This window comes from Intrasporangium zincisolvens (genome assembly GCF_034724055.1).
GTDB lineage: Bacteria > Actinomycetota > Actinomycetes > Actinomycetales > Dermatophilaceae > Monashia > Monashia zincisolvens.
Map to the genome: position 1 here is coordinate 141961 of NZ_JAWIIL010000004.1, position 17788 is coordinate 159748.

At 72.6% G+C, this 17788-nt stretch carries 17 protein-coding genes; 4 read left to right on the forward strand and 13 right to left on the reverse strand.

The genetic code is table 11. The features are described from left to right. Positions 1-122: 122 nt before the first annotated feature. A complete protein-coding gene (locus RY076_RS12930; RefSeq protein WP_323098597.1) occupies positions 123-491 on the reverse strand; it encodes a hypothetical protein in 369 nt (122 codons plus the stop codon). 31 nt (positions 492-522) lie between these two features. Here RY076_RS12930 and RY076_RS12935 point away from each other — a divergent pair, with 31 nt between their 5' ends. Further along, entirely contained in the window at positions 523-1308 is a 786-nt protein-coding gene (locus tag RY076_RS12935; protein ID WP_323098599.1) for a VOC family protein, read from the forward strand. 70 nt (positions 1309-1378) lie between these two features. Here RY076_RS12935 and RY076_RS12940 read toward each other — a convergent pair whose 3' ends face one another. The 6 genes from RY076_RS12940 to RY076_RS12965 form a co-directional block, all read right to left on the reverse strand. Beyond that, positions 1379-2713 carry a peptidase C39 family protein gene (locus tag RY076_RS12940; protein ID WP_323098602.1) on the reverse strand — a complete coding sequence of 445 codons (1335 nt, stop codon included), beginning with the start codon at positions 2711-2713 and terminating at the stop codon, positions 1379-1381. A gap of 182 nt (positions 2714-2895) precedes the next feature. Then, positions 2896-4068 (reverse strand): peptidase C39 family protein, encoded by a 1173-nt coding sequence (locus RY076_RS12945; protein WP_323098603.1) that lies wholly within the window; start codon positions 4066-4068, stop codon positions 2896-2898. 112 nt (positions 4069-4180) lie between these two features. Further along, entirely contained in the window at positions 4181-6958 is a 2778-nt protein-coding gene (gene acnA / locus RY076_RS12950) for an aconitate hydratase AcnA (RefSeq protein ID WP_323098604.1), read from the reverse strand. Positions 6959-7128: 170 nt separating this feature from the next. Continuing rightward, positions 7129-8376 (reverse strand): glycosyltransferase 87 family protein, encoded by a 1248-nt coding sequence (locus tag RY076_RS12955; RefSeq protein ID WP_323098607.1) that lies wholly within the window; start codon positions 8374-8376, stop codon positions 7129-7131. Next, positions 8373-9674, reverse strand: a complete 1302-nt coding sequence (locus tag RY076_RS12960) for a class I SAM-dependent RNA methyltransferase (protein WP_323098608.1) — start codon at positions 9672-9674, stop codon at positions 8373-8375. Before RY076_RS12960 ends, RY076_RS12955 begins: the two co-directional genes overlap by 4 nt. After that, positions 9671-11632: an APC family permease gene (locus RY076_RS12965; protein WP_323099218.1), complete on the reverse strand. Its 1962-nt coding sequence runs from the start codon at positions 11630-11632 to the stop codon at positions 9671-9673. Before RY076_RS12965 ends, RY076_RS12960 begins: the two co-directional genes overlap by 4 nt. 227 nt (positions 11633-11859) lie before the next feature. Between RY076_RS12965 and RY076_RS12970 the strand changes: the two genes are divergently transcribed. Both RY076_RS12970 and RY076_RS12975 read left to right on the forward strand, forming a co-directional pair. After that, entirely contained in the window at positions 11860-12522 is a 663-nt protein-coding gene (locus RY076_RS12970; RefSeq protein WP_323098610.1) for a potassium channel family protein, read from the forward strand. 17 nt (positions 12523-12539) lie between these two features. Beyond that, complete coding sequence (locus RY076_RS12975; RefSeq protein ID WP_323098612.1) at positions 12540-13232, forward strand: potassium channel family protein; 693 nt, start codon at positions 12540-12542, stop codon at positions 13230-13232. A 94-nt stretch (positions 13233-13326) separates the two neighbouring features. Here the strand turns inward: RY076_RS12975 and RY076_RS12980 are convergent, their stop codons facing one another. The 5 genes from RY076_RS12980 to RY076_RS13000 form a co-directional block, all read right to left on the reverse strand. Then, the gene (locus RY076_RS12980) at positions 13327-14109 is read right to left on the reverse strand and encodes a DUF3159 domain-containing protein (protein ID WP_323098614.1); all 783 of its coding nucleotides are present in this window, start codon (positions 14107-14109) and stop codon (positions 13327-13329) included. After that, positions 14102-14488: an OB-fold nucleic acid binding domain-containing protein gene (locus RY076_RS12985; RefSeq protein ID WP_323098615.1), complete on the reverse strand. Its 387-nt coding sequence runs from the start codon at positions 14486-14488 to the stop codon at positions 14102-14104. Before RY076_RS12985 ends, RY076_RS12980 begins: the two co-directional genes overlap by 8 nt. A 1-nt stretch (position 14489) precedes the next feature. Next, positions 14490-15260 (reverse strand): DUF3710 domain-containing protein, encoded by a 771-nt coding sequence (locus RY076_RS12990; RefSeq protein ID WP_323098616.1) that lies wholly within the window; start codon positions 15258-15260, stop codon positions 14490-14492. Between the two features lie 111 nt (positions 15261-15371). Continuing rightward, a complete protein-coding gene (dut, locus tag RY076_RS12995) occupies positions 15372-15923 on the reverse strand; it encodes a dUTP diphosphatase (RefSeq protein ID WP_323098617.1) in 552 nt (183 codons plus the stop codon). Positions 15924-15988: 65 nt separating this feature from the next. After that, on the reverse strand, positions 15989-16288 hold the full coding sequence (locus tag RY076_RS13000; RefSeq protein WP_323098619.1) for a DUF4193 domain-containing protein: 300 nt from the start codon (positions 16286-16288) through the stop codon (positions 15989-15991). Between the two features lie 364 nt (positions 16289-16652). Between RY076_RS13000 and RY076_RS13005 the strand changes: the two genes are divergently transcribed. Continuing rightward, positions 16653-16838 carry a hypothetical protein gene (locus RY076_RS13005; RefSeq protein WP_323098620.1) on the forward strand — a complete coding sequence of 62 codons (186 nt, stop codon included), beginning with the start codon at positions 16653-16655 and terminating at the stop codon, positions 16836-16838. A gap of 101 nt (positions 16839-16939) precedes the next feature. On the opposite strand, the gene RY076_RS13010 is transcribed toward RY076_RS13005, so the two are convergent. After that, on the reverse strand, positions 16940-17788 hold the full coding sequence (locus tag RY076_RS13010) for an inositol monophosphatase family protein (protein WP_323098622.1): 849 nt from the start codon (positions 17786-17788) through the stop codon (positions 16940-16942).

Here is a 17788-nt window from a genome sequence, read left to right on the forward strand (position 1 = left end):
GTTGATCGAGTCTAGGTGCAACGTTCAGGCCGGCGAAAACGTGCACCGCCCACCGCATGGCACACCACACATGATCCTCGCGTCAGCGCCACAGGACGTCCAGAAGGGACCGACTGCCCAGGCTAGAGCCGCGGGGCGAAGACCTTGCCCTGTAGGGCCTCGTGGAGCAGGCGCGCCGAGCGCGTGGCGGCGACGAGCCGGATGCCCTCGGCCTCGATCTCGGACAGGATCTCGGTCAGCGCCTCGGTGGGCACGTGCGGCCCGATCTCGACGCGCGCCTCGCGCCACGCGTCACGGGTGGCGGCCACCTGCCCCTCCAGGTGGCGGCAGGTGATCCACGCGAGGGCGATGGGGTGCTTGCGCCAGCCGGCGTACCCCCGGTAGTCCGGTGGGCACTGGTCGAGCAGCCAGAGGACGGCCCGCTCCTGCCAGCCCGGCGACTGGGCCGGCGGCACGCCCGGCGGCCAGCCGGGCGGGGTGTGGGCGGACATGGCTCCAGTCTGCCTCCCCTACGCTCGGGGCATGACGACACCCTGGTCGGTCTCGTGGGTCACGGCCTTCCTCGACGTGCCGCCGTCGGTGCGTGCGGACGTCGTGCGGTTCTGGTCGGCCGTCACGGCCTCGACCGAGTCCCCGGCCCGCGGCGACGAAGGCGAGTTCGTCAGCCTCCTGCCCGAGCAGGGCGACCCGTTCCTCGCCGTGCAGCGCACCGGCACGGCCGGCTCCGAGGCCACCGGCCCCTCGATCCACCTGGACCTGCACGTGCTCTCACCGGCCGACGCCGCCGACCGGGCCGTGGCGTCCGGGGCGAGGGTGCTGCACCGATCGCCACACGGCTACGTCGTGGTCTCCTCCCCCGGGGGTCTCGTCCACTGCTTCGTACGGGCCGGTCACCACGTGCGCCCGGAGCCGGTGCGCTGGCCCAGGGGTCACGAGAGCCTCGTCGACCAGGTGTGCCTCGACATCCCGCCGTCGGCGTACGAGGCGGAGTGCCGCTACTGGACGGAGCTGACGGGGTGGCGGCTGCGCCGCTCGGCGTCGCGTCCCGAGTTCCACCACCTCGAGCGTCCGGTGGGGGTGCCGCTGCGCTTCCTGCTCCAGCGCCTCGACGCCGACCACCCCGACGGCGCCGACACGGGCGTCACGGCGCACCTCGACCTCGCGTGCGACGACCGCGCGGCCGAGGTGGCGCGGCACACGTCGCTCGGTGCCGCGGTCGTCGGCGACCCGGGCGGCGGCTGGACGGTGCTGCGCGACCCCGCGGGCTCGAGCTACTGCGTCACCGACCGCGACCCGCACGCCGGCTGAGGCCCTCGGCGCCCGGACCCACCTGCCGCACCGGCCGGCCCGGACCAGCACGTCCGGGCCGGCCCGCGCGTCACCAGTTGCTCTCGGGGCGCGGCGGCGCCGGCAGCGGGTGGTCCTGCGGGTGGATGACGTAGACGATGCCGCCGCTGTGCGGCACCCAGGTGTTCTCGAACTGCTCGCGGTCGTAGGTGACGCGCACCTGGCCGTTGTCGCGGATGAGGTGCGAGGCCGGGTCGTTGCACACGACGTCGCCCTCGGGCGTGAAACCGACGACCACCATGAGGTGGCCGTTGGTGCCGTAGCCCGCGCCGTCCAGCTCGCCCTTCTTGAACGACACCGAGGTGACGAGCGGGATGCCCGCGGCGATGAACTCCTCGGCCTCGGTCAGCGAGCGCAGCCGGGTGACGAACGCACGCATCCGCGGTCGGGTCGCGGCGTAGGCCGCGTTGAACGGCCAGTTGCCGGCGCCGTCGTAGGTGTAGTCGTAGACGTTGCGCGCCGCGAAGTCGACCTGCGGGTCGGTCTCGTCCGGGATGGCCTCGGTGACCCACGCCGTCTCGTCGGCGCGCGGCCCGGCCCCCCAGTAGGCGAGCACCATCGACGTCGAGGTCGGCGAGCACCAGGCCTCGCCGCCGTTGTCCCACTGCGGGAAGTGCCCGATGTGGCGCTCCTGCGAGAAGGGCGGCACGTCGAGGGTGGTGCCGCACGCCCGGCCGTTCGGGCTGCGCGGCACCCGGTCGGCGTCGGGCAGGGCCGAGGCCATCGCCCCGACCGAGCGCAGCCGGGGGGTCTGCCACGTGCCCGTCGGGCGCATGAGGCGCACGACGAGCTGCCACGACTCGAGCGTGTGACCGCTGCGCGTCGCGAGGGTGTCGGTGTAGACCGTCGCGACGGCGTCGCCCTGGCCGCCCAGGCTGGTGCGGTGGATGCCGCCGCCGTCGGCCGGGTCGTACCGGGCCCAGCGCCCGAGGACGTACTCCTTGGTCTCGACGCCGCCGCTGCGCCCGCGGACACTGACCTCGACCCACGAGCCTCCGGGGGTGTCGGCGTTCCACGACGCGACGAGCTCGGTCAGGCCGAAGCCCGGCCGGACGACGGGCGAGGTCCACGTCGCGACGTCGTAGGTGGCCGGCGTCGCCGTCGGGTCGAACGGGTCGACGTACTCCCGGGTGCCGGTGAAGGCGCCGACGGCCAGCTGCGGGCCGCTCCACTCGCGGTAGGCGACGTGGCGGGTGTCAGGCCCTCCGGGCACCGACGAGGCGGACGCCGTCGACGCGGCGGACAGGCCGAGGAACGCGGCGCCGGCGGCGGACCCGAGCACGACGCGTCGGCTCGGCGTCGCGGGGCCCGCGGGTACCTCGCGCGAGCCGGGGGTGCCGCTGGGGACGATGGGGACGGACGACATGGCTCACCTTCCGTGGGGGGCGGGCGCCCCCGGGCCGGCGTGGTGGACGCGGGCGCCGGGGTGCGGGGCCCGGTCAGTGAACACCCGCGCACCCCGTCCACGGGGCCTTCGGGTCAAGGATTCTCGCGATTCGGGCGCTGGGCGTGGAAAATTTACGCCCGCTTGACCTGACGCCGGCCCGCTCAGGCCCAGTTGGCCTCGGGCGGCGGGGGTGGGAGCTCGACCCCGTGGGGGTGGATGACGTACGTGAGGCCGCCGTTGTCGCCGAGCCACGCCCGCTCGAACTGGTCGCGCCGGTAGACCCGACGCACCGCGTCGTTGCTGGCGATCCGGCCGGAGTTCGGGTCGTTGGACACGACGTCACCCCCGGCGGTGAACCCGACGATCGTCAGCAGGTGCCCGCTCGTCCCGTAGCCGGCGCCGTCGAGCTCGTCCTCGCGGAAGGTCACCGACGCGACGAGCGGCACCCCGGCGGCGAGGAACGCCTCGGCCTCGGTGAGGTCGCGCAGCCGCGTCACGTACGCCCGCAGCCCACGCGTCGCGGCGTAGGCCGTGTTGAAGGCCCAGTTGCCCGCCCCGCCGTAGGACCGGTCGAAGACGCGGCGCACGCCGTGCACGACGACGGGGTCGATGTCGTGGCCCACCCAGGCCGCCTCCGCCGCGCTCGGGCCCGACGCCCAGTGCTCGAGCAGCATCGTCGTCGACGTCGGCGAGCACCAGGACTGGCCACCGTTGTCCCAGTGGGGGAAGGTGTCGACGTGCAGGCGCTGCGAGTGTGGCGGCACCGGCACCTCGTGGCCCGCTCCCCAGGCCGGGCCGCTCGTCGGCTCGTCGGGCGCGATGGCGAAGCGCGAGGCCACCGCACCGACGAGGGACACCTCGACGCCCCCGCCCGGCGCACCGTCAACCGCCTTGACCGCGTCCTCGGTGGCCAGGGCCGTCAGCCGCAGCTGCCACCGTTCGAGACCGCGCCCGGGAGCGGCGTGCCACGTGTCGGCCGACACGTGACCGGCGTCGAGCTGCTGGCCGCGGACCGTCGTGCGGGTCACCGGCGACTCGCCATCCGGGTCGTCCTCGGCCCAGCGGGCGAACGTCACCCAGGGGGCCCAGCCCGACGCGTCGCCGACGCGGCCCTCGACGTGCAGCCACGTGCCAGCCGGCGTGCGGGCGTTCCACGAGGGGATGAGCTCCGTTGCCGTGAAAGCGATCTCGACGACCGGCGACTCCCACACGCTGGCGGCGTAGGTCCGCGGCCCGGCATCCTCGACGTGCACGTCACGGTAGGCGACGTCCGCCGCAGGCTCCCATCCGAAACCCGACTCCCAGACGGTCAGGGACGCGTGTCGCTCGCTCACGCGTCGAGCATGCCATCCGCGGCACGCCGGGGACGCGTCGGGGCCCGGCCACCGACGAACGGTGACCGGGCCCCGACGGGGTGGCGCTGCAGGCGCCTACCGACGCCTGGGCTCAGCTCGCGACGAGCGAGCGCAGCACGTACTGCAGGATGCCGCCGTTGCGGTAGTAGTCGGCCTCACCCGGGGTGTCGATGCGCACGATCGCGTCGAACTCGACGGTCTCGCCGCCGTCCTTCGTCGCGACGACCTTGACGGTCTTCGGCGTCGTGCCCTCGTTGAGGGCGGTGATGCCGGAGATCGAGAAGGTCTCGGTGCCGTCGAGGCCGAGGGAGTCGGCGTTCTGGCCGGCCGGGTACTGCAGCGGGATGACGCCCATGCCGATGAGGTTGGAGCGGTGGATGCGCTCGTAGCTCTCGGCGATGACCGCCTTGACGCCGAGCAGGCTGGTGCCCTTGGCAGCCCAGTCGCGCGAGCTGCCCGAGCCGTACTCCTTGCCCGACAGGATGACGAGCGGGGTGCCCGCGGCGGCGTAGCTCTGCGCGGCGTCGTAGATCGTCGTCTGCTCGCCGCGGTTGGTGAAGTCGCGCGTGAAGCCGCCCTCGACGCCGTCGAGCAGGAGGTTCTTCAGGCGGATGTTGGCGAACGTGCCACGGATCATGACCTCGTGGTTGCCGCGGCGCGAGCCGTAGGAGTTGAAGTCCTTGCGCTCGATGCCGTGGTCGGCGAGGTACTTCCCGGCGGGGCTGTCGTTCTTGATCGCACCGGCCGGGCTGATGTGGTCGGTCGTCACGGAGTCGCCGAGCTTGGCGAGCACGCGGGCGCCCTCGATGTCGGCGACCGGGGTCGTCTCCATCGACATGCCGTCGAAGTACGGGGGCTTGCGCACGTACGTCGACTCACCGTCCCAGGCGAACGTGTCGCCCTCGGGCGTCGGCAGCGACTGCCAGCGCTCGTCGCCGGCGAAGACGTCGGCGTAGTCCTCGGTGAACATGTCCTGGTTGATGCTCGCGGCGATCGTCTGCTCGACGTCCTCCGGCGCGGGCCAGATGTCCTTGAGGAAGACGTCGTCGCCGTCGGCGTCCTGGCCGAGCGGCTCGGACTCGAAGTCGAAGTCCATGGTGCCGGCGAGGGCGTAGGCGATGACGAGCGGCGGGCTCGCGAGGTAGTTCATCTTGACGTCGGGGTTGATGCGACCCTCGAAGTTGCGGTTGCCCGACAGGACCGAGGTGACGGCGAGGTCGGCGTCGTTGATCGCCTGCGAGATCTCCTCGTTGAGCGGGCCCGAGTTGCCGATGCACGTCGTGCAGCCGTAGCCGACGAGGTGGAAGCCGAGCTTCTCGAGGTAGGGCCACATGCCGGCCTTGTCGTAGTAGCCGGTGACGACCTTCGAGCCCGGCGCCATCGACGTCTTGACCCAGGGGGCGACCGTGAGGCCCTTCTCGACGGCGTTCTTGGCGAGCATCGCGGCCGCCATCATGACCGACGGGTTGGACGTGTTGGTGCAGCTGGTGATCGAGGCGATCGAGACGATGCCGTGGTCGATCTCGAAGGTGCGGCCCTCGGCGTCGGTCACCGAGACCTTCGTGGAGGGGCGGCCGTTCGTGGCGCCGTCGGCCGGCTTGTCGCCGCCGTTGTCGACACCGGGGTCGCTGGCCGGGAAGGACTCGACGTCGCCGGCGTCGCCCTCGTCGTGCGCGACGTAGGTCGGCAGGACCTTGCGGAACGACTCCTTGGCGGCTGACAGCTCGATGCGGTCCTGCGGGCGCTTGGGGCCGGCGATCGAGGGGACGACGGTCGACAGGTCGAGCTCGAGGTACTCGCTGTAGCGGGCCTCGGCGGTGTCCGCGCCGAGCCACATGCCCTGCTCCTTGGCGTAGGCCTCGACGAGCGCGACGCTCTCGTCGGACCGGCCGGTGAGGCGCAGGTAGTCGAGCGTGACGTCGTCGATCGGGAAGATCGCGCACGTCGAGCCGAACTCGGGGCTCATGTTGCCGATGGTGGCGCGGTTGGCGAGCGGCACCTGGGCCACGCCCTCGCCGTAGAACTCGACGAACTTGCCGACGACGCCGTGCTTGCGGAGCATCTCGGTGATCGTCAGGACGACGTCGGTGGCCGTCGCACCCGACGGGATCGAGCCCTTGAGCTTGAAGCCGACGACGCGCGGGATGAGCATCGAGACGGGCTGGCCCAGCATGGCCGCCTCGGCCTCGATGCCGCCGACGCCCCAGCCGAGCACGCCGAGGCCGTTGACCATCGTCGTGTGCGAGTCGGTGCCGACGCAGGTGTCGGGGTAGGCGACCTGCTCGCCGTCGAGGTCGCGCACCATGACGGTGCGGGCCAGGTGCTCGATGTTGACCTGGTGGACGATGCCGGTGCCCGGCGGGACGACCTTGAAGTCGTCGAAGGCGGTCTGGCCCCAGCGCAGGAACTGGTAGCGCTCCTTGTTGCGCTGGTACTCGATCTCGACGTTGCGCTCGAAGGCGTCGGCGCGGCCGAAGACGTCGATGATGACCGAGTGGTCGATGACGAGCTCGGCCGGGGCGAGCGGGTTGATCCGGGCCGGGTCGCCGCCGAGGTCGGCGACGGCCTCGCGCATCGTGGCGAGGTCGACGACGCACGGCACGCCGGTGAAGTCCTGCATGATCACGCGCGCCGGCGTGAACTGGATCTCGGTGTCGGGCTCGGCGTTCTCGTCCCACGAGCCGAGCGCACGGATGTGGTCGGCGGTGATGTTCGCGCCGTCCTCGGTGCGCAGCAGGTTCTCGAGGAGCACCTTGAGGCTGTACGGGAGGGTCTCGTGGCCCTCGACCCCGGCCAGCCGGAAGATCTCGTAGGACTTCTCACCGACCTCGAGGGGTCCCTTGGCCTTGAAGCTGTCGATGCTGCCCACGTCGGGCTCCTTCCAGCAACTCTGTTGGATGTCGCAGTGCGCGATTTATCTTGACGTCAAGATATATCTAACCACACGGGCTCGCGGCCCGGGCCACCCGTGTCCACGGGGTGACGCCTCGTCGTCCCGTACCCGGACCGACCCGGCCGCCTGCGGCCCATCTTCGTCGTTCACCCCCGCGTTGTCTGCCCCGGGGCGCGGGCCTCGGCGACGACCGAGACGGCGAGCATGACGACCGTCGCGGTCACCGTCAGCAGGTAGCCGCCGCGGGTCTGGTCGAACAGGCGGTGCGCCACGACCCACCACGCCAGGACCATCCCGGCGGCGACCGACGAGGCGACCGACGAGGCGACCGACGAGGCGACCGACGAGCCCACCGAGGTGCGCCAGCCGCGCGCCGGATCGAGCAGCCGCGCGGCGTGCAGCCACACGAGGGGCACGAGCAACAGGAGGTAGTTGAGGTTGTTGACGGGCTGGAGGAACAGCCCACAGCCGACGAGGTGCCACAGGGCGAACCGCGGGTCCCCCGGCCGGCGCAGGACGAGGACCACGAGCGCCAGCCCGACGAGAACCAGCAGGCCCGTCGCCGTCCAGCGCAGCCCCGGCGACCGGACGAACGGCTCGAACCCGGCCCCTCCCGCGAAGAGCTCGCGACCGACGCCGAAGGCGGAGTAGGACGCGATCGGGCGCACCGAGCCCGACCGGGTGGCCGTGGCCCACTCGCCGAGGACCGCCGGCCCCCACGTCGCGACGAACACCGCCACCGCCGCCGCCAGCGTCACGGCCACCGCGGTGAGCGCGCGGCCCCGCCCACGCATCCCCCGACGCAGCAGCCACAGGACGCTGAAGGCCGGCCAGGTCTTGACGAGGGCCGCGACCGCGATCGCCGCGCCCGCCGCTGCCGGGTGCCCGCGCCGGTTCGCGGTCATGGCCGCCACGAGGGCCACGAGGACGAGCATCTCGACCTGGCCGAGCGCGAGCGAGAGCCAGGTCGACCACGACCAGAGCAGGGTGAGGGTGGCGAAGCCGGCGAGGACCGGCGTGCGCCAGCCGGGCAGCTCGTCGCGGACGGCGACGACGGCCAGCGCGACCGCGGCGAGCCCGGCGGCGAGCTGGAGCAGCGTCCAGACGGTCAGCGGCCAGGCCGTGGCCAGCGCCGGGATCGTGGCAGCGGCGATGATCGGCGAGTACACGTAGCCGTACACGCCGTAGGGGGTTCCGCCGGAGGCGAGAGCCCGGCCGGCGGGGACGTAGTACCCCCAGAAGTCGAAGCCGGGGTCACCGAAGCCCTCCACGCCGGACAGGCGCGCCCGCACGAGCAGGCCCGCCAGCCCGACGACCGTGAGCCACAGCACGACGACGACACCCCGGCGCGCGGTCCGCCGCCGGGGCGGGGCGGCGGGCTGCGGCGGCATCATGCCGGTCGCCGCTCCAGCACCGCGATGCACTCGACGTGGTGGGTCATCGGGAAGGCGTCCCAGCCCTCGAGGGAGGTCATCTCGTAGCCGTGCTCGGCGGCCTGGCGCACGTCACGTGCGAGCGCGGCCGGGTCGCAGGCCACGTACACGACGCGTCGGGGAGCGACCTGCGCGAGCAGGGCCATGACCTCCTTGCCGGCGCCGGTGCGTGGCGGGTCGAGGACGACGAGGTCGGCGGTGACGCCCTGGCGCACGAGCGAGCGCAGCTCGCGGTCGACGCGGGCCGCGCGCCACTCGACGTTCGGGAGGTGCTCGGTGTTGCGCTCGCCGTTGGCGACGGCCACGGCGTCGCCCTCGACGCCGAGGACGAAGCCACCGGGCTCGACGAGCTCACCGAGACGCATGGTGAACAGGCCCGAGCCGGCGTAGAGGTCGAGGACCCGGTCGCCGGGGCCGGCCTCGAGCAGGTCGACGACCCGGGACAGGAACGTCGACGCCGCACCGGGGTGCACCTGCCAGAAGCCACGCGCGGCGACGACGTACTCGCCCTCCCAGTCACCCTGGCGCACGAGCTCGCCGACGAGGCCGCCGGACGGCGGGCCACCGCGTTCGGCGACCCGGCCCGACGGGTCGTCACCGGACGCGTCGTCGGCCGGCACCGGCACGAGCACCGGCTCGTCGGGGTGCACGGCGTCGATGACGTCGACGGACGCGCACCCGTCCCAAGCGGTGTCGAGGACGCCCGAGGCGATGACGCCCTCCGTCGCGATGAGGCAGTCGTCGACGGGCACGACCTCGCGGGAGCGGTGGGCCCGCAGGCCCGCCAAACCCTCGGCGTCGACCGCGAACTCGACGCGCGTGCGCCAGCGCAGGCCGTCGGCGTCCCCCGGCACCGGACGCACCTCGACGTCGACGTCGGGCATCTTCGCGACGCGGGCGAACTGTTCGCGCACGACGTCGGCCTTGAGGCGGCGCTGCGCCTCGAGCGTCACGTGCTGGAAGTCGCAGCCGCCGCAGAGCCCGGGGCCGGCGAAGCGGCACGGGGCCGCGACACGGTCCGGGGACGCCTCGAGCACCTCGACGGCGTCGGCGCGCACGAAGCTGTCGCCGTCGCGCCCCTCGGTGACGACGGCGGCGACGCGCTCGCCCGGCAGGGCGTGCCGGACGAACACGACGCGTCCCTCGTGCCGGGCCACGCAGTGCCCGCCGTGGGCGACGCCGCCGACCTCGAGCGTCCACCGGGCGCCGACGAGGCTCTCCCCCTTGGCCGCTCGCTCGCGGGGCTGGCGCGCGCTCACAGCGCCCCGCCGCGCACCGAGCCACCGACCGGCGGCTCGTCGATCCAGTCGCGCTCGGCGCCCTGCGAGGACTGCAGCTGCCACGGGACGCTGACGACCATGACCCCGGGAGTGAAGAGCAGGCGACCCTTGAGCCGCAGCGCGCTCTGGTTGTGCAGCAGCTGCTCCCACCACCTGCCGAGCACGTACTCGGGCAGGTACACGGTCACGATGTCGCGCGGGTTGCCGCTGCGGATCGAGCGCACGTAGTCGAGGATCGGGCGGGTGATCTGCCGGTAGGGCGAGGCGAGCACCTTGAGCGGCACGGGGATGTCGTGCTTGTCCCACTCGGCGAGCAGCGCCTGCGTCTCGTCGTGGTCGACGTCGACCGTGATGGCCTCGAGGTAGGTCGGCCGGCTGGCCCGCGCGTAGGCGAGCGCGCGCATCGTCGGCTTGTGCACCTTCGAGATGCAGACGATGGCGTGCACGTGGCTCGGCAGCATGGGCCGCTCGATGGTCCAGTCGATCTGGAGCTCGTCGCGCACCCGCGAGTAGTGCCGCTTGATGCCGAGCATGACGACGAAGAGGATCGCCATCGCGATGATGGCGTAGCGCGCGCCCGCCTGGAACTTGGTGATGAGCACGACGACGAGGACGGTCGCCGACATCGCGGCGCCGACGGCGTTGATGACCCGCGAGCGCTGCATCCGGGCCCGCTCCTTGGGCGCGCGCTCGAGGCGCAGGTGCCGCGTCCAGTGCCGCACCATGCCGATCTGGCTCGTCGTGAACGACACGAAGACGCCGACGATGTAGAGCTGGATGAGCGCCGTGACCTCGGCCTTGAAGATGATGACGAGGACGATCGCCGCCGCCGAGAGCATGACGATGCCGTTGGAGAACGCGAGCCGGTCGCCGCGGGTGTGCATCTGGCGCGGAAGGTAGCCGTCGCGGGCCAGGATCGAGGCGAGCACCGGGAAGCCGTTGAAGGCGGTGTTGGCGGCGAGGACGAGGATCAGGCCGGTGACGATCGAGACGAACACGACCCCGACCGGGAAGTTCGCGAACACCGAGTTGGCGAGCTGGCCGATGGTCGTGTGCTGCACGTAGTCGTCGCCGACCGGTGCGCCGTTGCGGAGCAGCTGCGTCGACGGGTCGTCGGCCATCTTGACGCCGGTCCACATGCTCAGGGCGATGATCGACCCGAGCATCGTGATCGACAGGACGCCCATGAGCAGGAGCGTCGAGGCGGCGTTGCGGCTCTTCGGCTTGCGGAACGCGGGGACGCCGTTGCTGATCGCCTCGACGCCGGTGAGCGCCGCGCACCCCGAGGAGAAGGCGCGCAGCAGCAGGAAGGCGGCCGCGAGGCCGGTCAGCTCCTCGCCGCCCTCGGGCACCAGCGTCAGTGCCGCGCTCTCGGCCGGCTGCAGCGTCCCGGTCACCTTCTGGAGGACGCCGTACAGGCCCATCCCGAGGATCGCGATCATGAAGGCGTACACCGGGATCGCGAAGGCCTTGCCCGACTCGCGGACTCCCCGGAGGTTCATCGCCGTGAGGAAGGCGATGAGCCCGACCGCGACGACCACCTCGCGCCCCCGGACGAAGCCGAGGACGGTGGCGGCGTTCTGCACGCCCGAGGAGATCGACACGGCGACGGTCAGGACGTAGTCGACGAGGAGCGCGCTCGCCACCGTCAGCCCGGCCTTGGGCCCGAGGTTGACCGTGGCCACCTCGTAGTCGCCGCCACCGGAGGGGTAGGCATGGACGTTCTGCCGGTACGACGCGACGACGACGACCATGACGAGGACGACGCCGATCGTCACCTGCCAGCTGTGCGTCGTGACGAAGGCGCCACCGGCCAGGCCCAGCATGAGCAGGATCTCGTCGGGCGCGTACGCGACCGAGGACAGCGCGTCGCTGGCGAAGATCGGCAGGGCGAGCCGCTTGGGCAGCAGGGTCTCGCCGAGCTTGTCGCTGCGCATGGCGCGACCGACGAGGAGGCGCTTGAACAGCGATCCGGTTCCGGGCACGACGACAGAGTATGCCGTCGTGACGCCCGCGCCGCTGCACTCCGACACCGCCCGTCCACCCTCCGAACGAGACCGTCGACCCGCTCGCCGACGCACGCGTCCAGCCACCCGCCCAACCGCCACGGGACCCGCCCGGACCTGCACGGTGCGAGGGGAGTCCACGGTGTAGCGTCGCGTCCGTGCACTTCGTCATCATGGGCTGCGGCCGTGTCGGGTCGACCCTGGCCCGGACGCTCGGTCGGGGCGGCCACGACGTCGCGATCATCGACGTCGACGCGTCGGCCTTCCGCCGCCTCGGCACCTCGTTCGAGGGGCAGACCGTGACCGGTGTCGGCTTCGACCGCGACACACTCATCGCCGCCGGCATCCGCGACGCGTACGCCTTCGCGGCCGTCAGCAGCGGCGACAACTCGAACATCCTCGCCGCGCGCGTCGCCCGCGAGACCTTCGGCGTCGAGCACGTCGCAGCCCGCATCTACGACCCCCAGCGCGCCGCCGTCTACCAGCGGCTCGGCATCCCGACCGTCGCCACGGTGCGCTGGACCGCCGACCAGATGATCCAGCGGCTCCTCCCCCAGGGCGCCGTGCCCGAGCTGACCGACCCGAGCGGCAAGATCGTCATCGCCGAGGTGCCCCTGGCCGAGAGCTGGATCGGGCGGCGCCTCGTCGACGTCGAGGAGCAGACCGGGGCGCGCGTCGCCTACGTGACGCGCCTCGGCGAGGGCACGATCCCGCGCCCCGACATGGTCGTCCAGCAGGGCGACCTCGTGCACCTCACCGTCCCCCGCGACGACCTCGCCCGTGTCGAGCGCGTCTGCGACCAGGCCCCGGCAGCCGGCTGAGCGGCACAGGAGAACCCATGCGCGTCGTCATCGCCGGAGCCGGAAGCGTCGGCCGGTCCATCGCCCGCGAGCTGCTCGGCAACGGCCACCAGGTGCTGCTCATCGACAAGGACGCCGACGACGTCCAGGCCTCCCGCGTGCCCGAGGCGTCGTGGCTGCTCGCCGACGCCTGCGAGCTCGCCGCCCTCGAGGAGGCCAGGCTCGAGGAGTCCGACGTCGTCGTGGCCGCGACCGGTGACGACAAGGCCAACCTCGTGCTGTCGCTGCTGGCCAAGACCGAGTTCGGGGTGCCGCGCACCGTCGCCCGCGTCAACAACCCCAAGAACGAGTGGATGTTCGACGAGTCCTGGGGCGTCGACGTCGCCGTGTCGACCCCCCGCCTCATGACCGCCCTCATCGAGGAGGCCGTGAGCATCGGCGACCTCGTGCGGATCTTCGAGTTCCAGCAGGGCCGCGCGTCGATGGTCGAGATCACCCTGCCCGAGGCGAGCCCCTTCGCCGGGCGGCGCGTCGGCGACGTCGACTGGCCCAGCGAGACCGTCCTCGTGGCGATCATCCGCGAGGAGCGCCCGCTCGCCCCGACGCCCGACGACGCGATGGAGGTCGGCGACGAGCTGCTCTTCATCACGACGACCGAGCAGGAGGTGGAGCTCCAGAAGCTCGTGGCTCCCGGGGCCCGCATCCGCACCGGCGACGACGACGAGCTCTGAGCCGCGGGCGAACCGACGGCGCTGAGCCGCAGGCGAACCGACGGCGCTGAGCCGCAGGCGAACCCAGCACGCGGGCGCGAGACCCGGACTCGCGTCAGGCGACGCGGTTCGGGTCGATCGGGGTGCGCCCGCGGAGCAGGATCGCCCCCATCGCGGTGATGGCGAGCAGGTAGGCGGGCCACCCGAGCACGACCTTGGCCACGCCGAGGGCCGCCACCTGCTCTGCGAGGTAGAGCGGCACCATGATCGACAGGCGCACGACGTTGAGGGCGATGAGCACCCACGCGAGGCGCATCGCGACGGTGACGATGCCCCGGTGCCGCCGCCACCATGTCGGGTTCTCGGCGAACGCCTCCGGTTCGGCCACCCCGACGACGAAGCCGAAGAGCGGCCAGCGGAGCAGGTTCGTCACGAGGAGCAGCACGAGCAGCCCGGCGTTCTGGAGCATCCCGGGCAGGAACGCGTCCTCCGCCTTGCCCGACCGCAGCGCGAAGAAGGCCGAGATGGCGACGCCGACCGCGGCGTAGGCGATGAAGCGCGGGTCCTGGCGCTGGACGAGCCGCACCACGAGCAGCAGGCCGACACCGACGCCTGCGACGACGAGCGCCGTGCGGAGGTCCTGGGTGCGGGCCCACACCAGCGCGAAGGCGAGGGTCGGCACTGCCGACTCGACGGCCCCGCGCCAGCCGCCGATCGCCTCGGACAGCTTGTCGCGGAGCAGCTCCTCGACGGTGTCGTAGCGCCGCAGGTCGGCCTCGCCGCGCTGCACGCCGTCGACGGATGACTCGGTGGGCGACCCGACGGACGTCTCGGCGGCCGACTCGACGGACGGCTCAGCGGCCGGCGTCACGGCTCGGTCGGTCTCGCGGTCAGGCATGGGAGGACCCCGGCTTCCCGATGATCTCGTAGGCGGGGTTGAACATCGTCGTCACGGAGCGCTGCCGGGTGACGCGGCCGGTGGCCTCGATCTTGATGCCGGGCACGATGCCGGCAATGCGCCGCCGGCCCAGCCACACCAGGTGCAGGGACGCGGTGCCGTCCCACAGCTCGGCGTCGAGGGCCGGCGTCTCGTCGCGGGGGCGCAGCGTCACCGAGCGGATCTCGCCGCGGACGGTGGCCCGGCTGCGCAGCCGGGCGTCGACGATGTGGATGACGCCCACGTCGGTCGACTCCTGGCGCAGCTCGGCCGCCTCGAGCTCGTGCGACGGGCGCACGAGGTCGGCGAGGCGGCGCAGCGTGCCCCCGCGGACGGACACCTCAGCGGACCTCGGTGATCTCGGGGCCGCGCTCGAACGGGCGCAGGTCCTCGACGTTCGGGGCGCCCTCGGGCTGGTCCTCGCCGGCGTCCTGGTCGGCCTCCGGGGCCTCGGGCAGGCGCAGCGGCAGCAGCTCGCGGGGCGGCATGGCCTCGTCGCCGCGGTCGACCACCGCGGTGCGGATGACCTCGTGGACGGCCTCGGCAGCCGCCGGCTCGATCGCGGCGCGGCCGGAGACGACGGCGCGGAGGAACCATCGCGGACCGTCGACGCCGACGAAGCGGGCCGGCATGAACACGGTGCGCCCGTCGGGGCCGTTCTGCGGCATCCGCGTCAGCAGCTCCTCGCCGAAGTCGCCGGTCTGCACCTCGGCGGTGCCACCCGCGTCGGTGATGCTCTTGGCGATCTCGTTGCGGATCTCGACCCAGACGCCCTCGGTGCGCGGGGCCGCGAAGGCCTGCAGCTGCACGGCCGACTCGCCGATGACGGCCGTGACGCCGACGATCTGCTGCTCCTGCTCGTTGACCTCCAGGCGCAGCTCCATGTCCTGCTGGCCGCGCAGCCAGAGAGAGCCGAGGTTCAGGTAGTCGGTGTCGTCGTCGACCGACCCGCGGTCGAGGGGGCCGGTGAGGGCCGGCGCGAGGCCGCCCTCGGTGACGTCGTCGGCCCCGTCGGGACCCTCGACGCCACGGGCGCCCTCAGCGCCCTCGACGTCGTCGACGAACGCCTCGTCGTCGTTGCTGCGCGACTTGCCGCGGCTGAAGAGTCCCACGTCATTCCGTCCTTATGAGTACTGCTGCGTCGAGCTGGGTTCGAGCTGGGGTCGAGCTGTGCCGTGCTGGTCGGGGCGGTCCGGAGTGGGCGCCCGGCGAACCGTACCCGATCACCCGCGCGCTGTGGTGGCATCCTGCCCGCTCGGCGGGGCGCCGGCCCCGTCGCCCCGCAGACCCGGTCCGGGCTCACCCGGGCCGAAACCGCCGGTGGACCCATGTCCAGTGTCACCCCGGACCGTGTCGTCGAGCGAGTCAACCTCGAGGAACACCGGCCGCTCGACCCGCTGCACGACGAGCTGGGCGATGCGGTCGCCGCGGCGCACCGTGAAGGGCTCACGCGGGTCGAGGTTGACGAGGTTGACGCGGATCTCGCCCCGGTACCCCTCGTCGACGGTGCCCGGCGCATTGACGATGGAGATCCCGTGCCGGGCGGCCAGGCCCGAGCGCGGGTGGACGAAGCCGGCGTGACCGGGCGGCAGCGCGATGGCCACCCCGGTCGGCACGAGGACCCGCTCCCCCGGCGCGAGGGTGACGTCCGCGCGGGCCCGGAGGTCGGCCCCCGCGTCGCCGGGGTGCGCGTAGGCGGGCATCGGGAGCTCGGGGTCGAGCCGGAGCACCGCCAGCGCGGGCGCGGGGTCCGGGACAGCACAAGGGTCGGTCACGTGGACCGACCCTACTTGCTCCTGCGCTGCAGGCACCTGCGCGTCGACTGGACCGACCTGACGGCTCAGGCGGCGCAGTCCGTGCAGATCATCATGCCGTTGCTCTCCTTGGCGAGCTGGCTGCGGTGGTGGACCAGGAAGCACTGGCCGCACGTGAACTCGTCGGCCTGCTTGGGCAGGACCCGGACCGACAGCTCCTCGCCGGACAGGTCGGCGCCGGGCAGCTCGAAGCCCTCCGCCTCCGCGGTCTCGTCCACGTCCACGCTCGACGAGGTCTTGTCGACCCGTCGCGACTTGAGCTCCTCGAGCGAGTCCTCGCTGAGGTCGTCGTCGGTCTTGCGTGGCGCGTCGTAATCGGTTGCCATCTGGAATCTCGCTTCTCTTCGTGCGCCTGCGTCTGTGTGGCGGAGAACGCTCGGTGCCTCACGCTTGTTCCCGCGTGGTGGACCGGTGCGACCGCCCCGTAACTTCTCTCTGCGTGCGCGGATTGTGCCTGAACATCACGGCGATGTCACGTCGGCCCTTTCACAGCCTGAGACGCTCGCCACACTCCCGGCATCCCGACCCCGGTGCCGCACGCTCCGCAGGGGCTGTCCCTACCCACTGCAGACCAACAGTTCACCGTTCCTTTGCCCTGGACCGACCTGGTCGGGTGCACAGTCGAGGTCCGTCGCCGCGGTAGGGTCTGCGGACCCGACCGACATCCTTCCACCGGCCCGGAGGTGCACCATGACCCAGTTCGTCGACGAGATCCGCCAGCGCGTGAGCGCGACGCTCGACGAGCTCGCCGAGGCGCAGGCCGCCGGCGACGAGTACCGGGTGCGCGTGCACACCGGTGAGCTCGAGTCGTTCGCCCGGCTCGCCCACGACAACGACATCCACGTCCCCGAGCTCGTGCCGTTCGCGGCTGCCTGAGCCCTCGACGGACCCGCTCGACGCTCGCGCAACGACGAACGGGCACCCGGCCTCGGCCGGGTGCCCGTTCTTCGTGTCCGGACGCGGGGCCCGTGGCCCCGTCAGGACGTGAACAGCTCCCGGACCGGCTCGACGAGGGCCGTTCCCGCCGCGACGGTCAGCTCCTTGCCGGGAGCGTCCCCGACCCCGACGACGACGCCACCGGCCTCCTCGACGACGAGCCATCCGGCGGCGAGGTCCCAGGCGTTGAGCCCCGACTCGGCGTAGGCGTCGACGGAGCCGTCGGCCACGCGGACGAGGTCGAGGGCCGCGCTGCCGATCCGGCGGATGTCGCGGACCTGGGGCAGGACGCGCGTCAGCACCTCGGCCTGGCGCGCCCGCTTCTCCGGCGCGTAGCCGAAACCGGTGGCGAGCAGGGCGCGCCCGAGGCGGTCCTCGGTCGAGACGGTCAGACGGGTGCCCGGGTCATGGGGCGTGGCGCCCTCGGGACGCGTCCACGCGCCACCGCCGCGTCGGGCGTGGTGCACGAGGCGCAGGCACGGGTCCGCGACCGCGCCCGCCACCGGTGTCCAGCCGCCCTCGACCGACGGGTCGCCGACGACGACCGCGACCGATACGGCGTAGGCCGGGATCCGGTAGAGGTAGTTGACGGTCCCGTCGATCGGGTCGACGACCCACGTGAGGCCCGAGGTTCCGGCGACGTCGACGCCCTCCTCGCCGAGGATCCCGTCGTCGGGGCGCGCCTGCTGGATGAGGCGGTGGAGCAGCTCCTCGGAACGTCGGTCCATGACGGTGACGACGTCGGTGTCGGTGGACTTCGTCGCGGCGACCCCGACGCCGTCGGGCCGCTCGTCGCGGATGAAGCGGGCCGCCTCGGTGGCGATGGCGACGACGGTGCGCTCGAGGTCGGCGAGGTCGATCCCCTCGGGGAGGTCGGGCAGTCCGGTCAC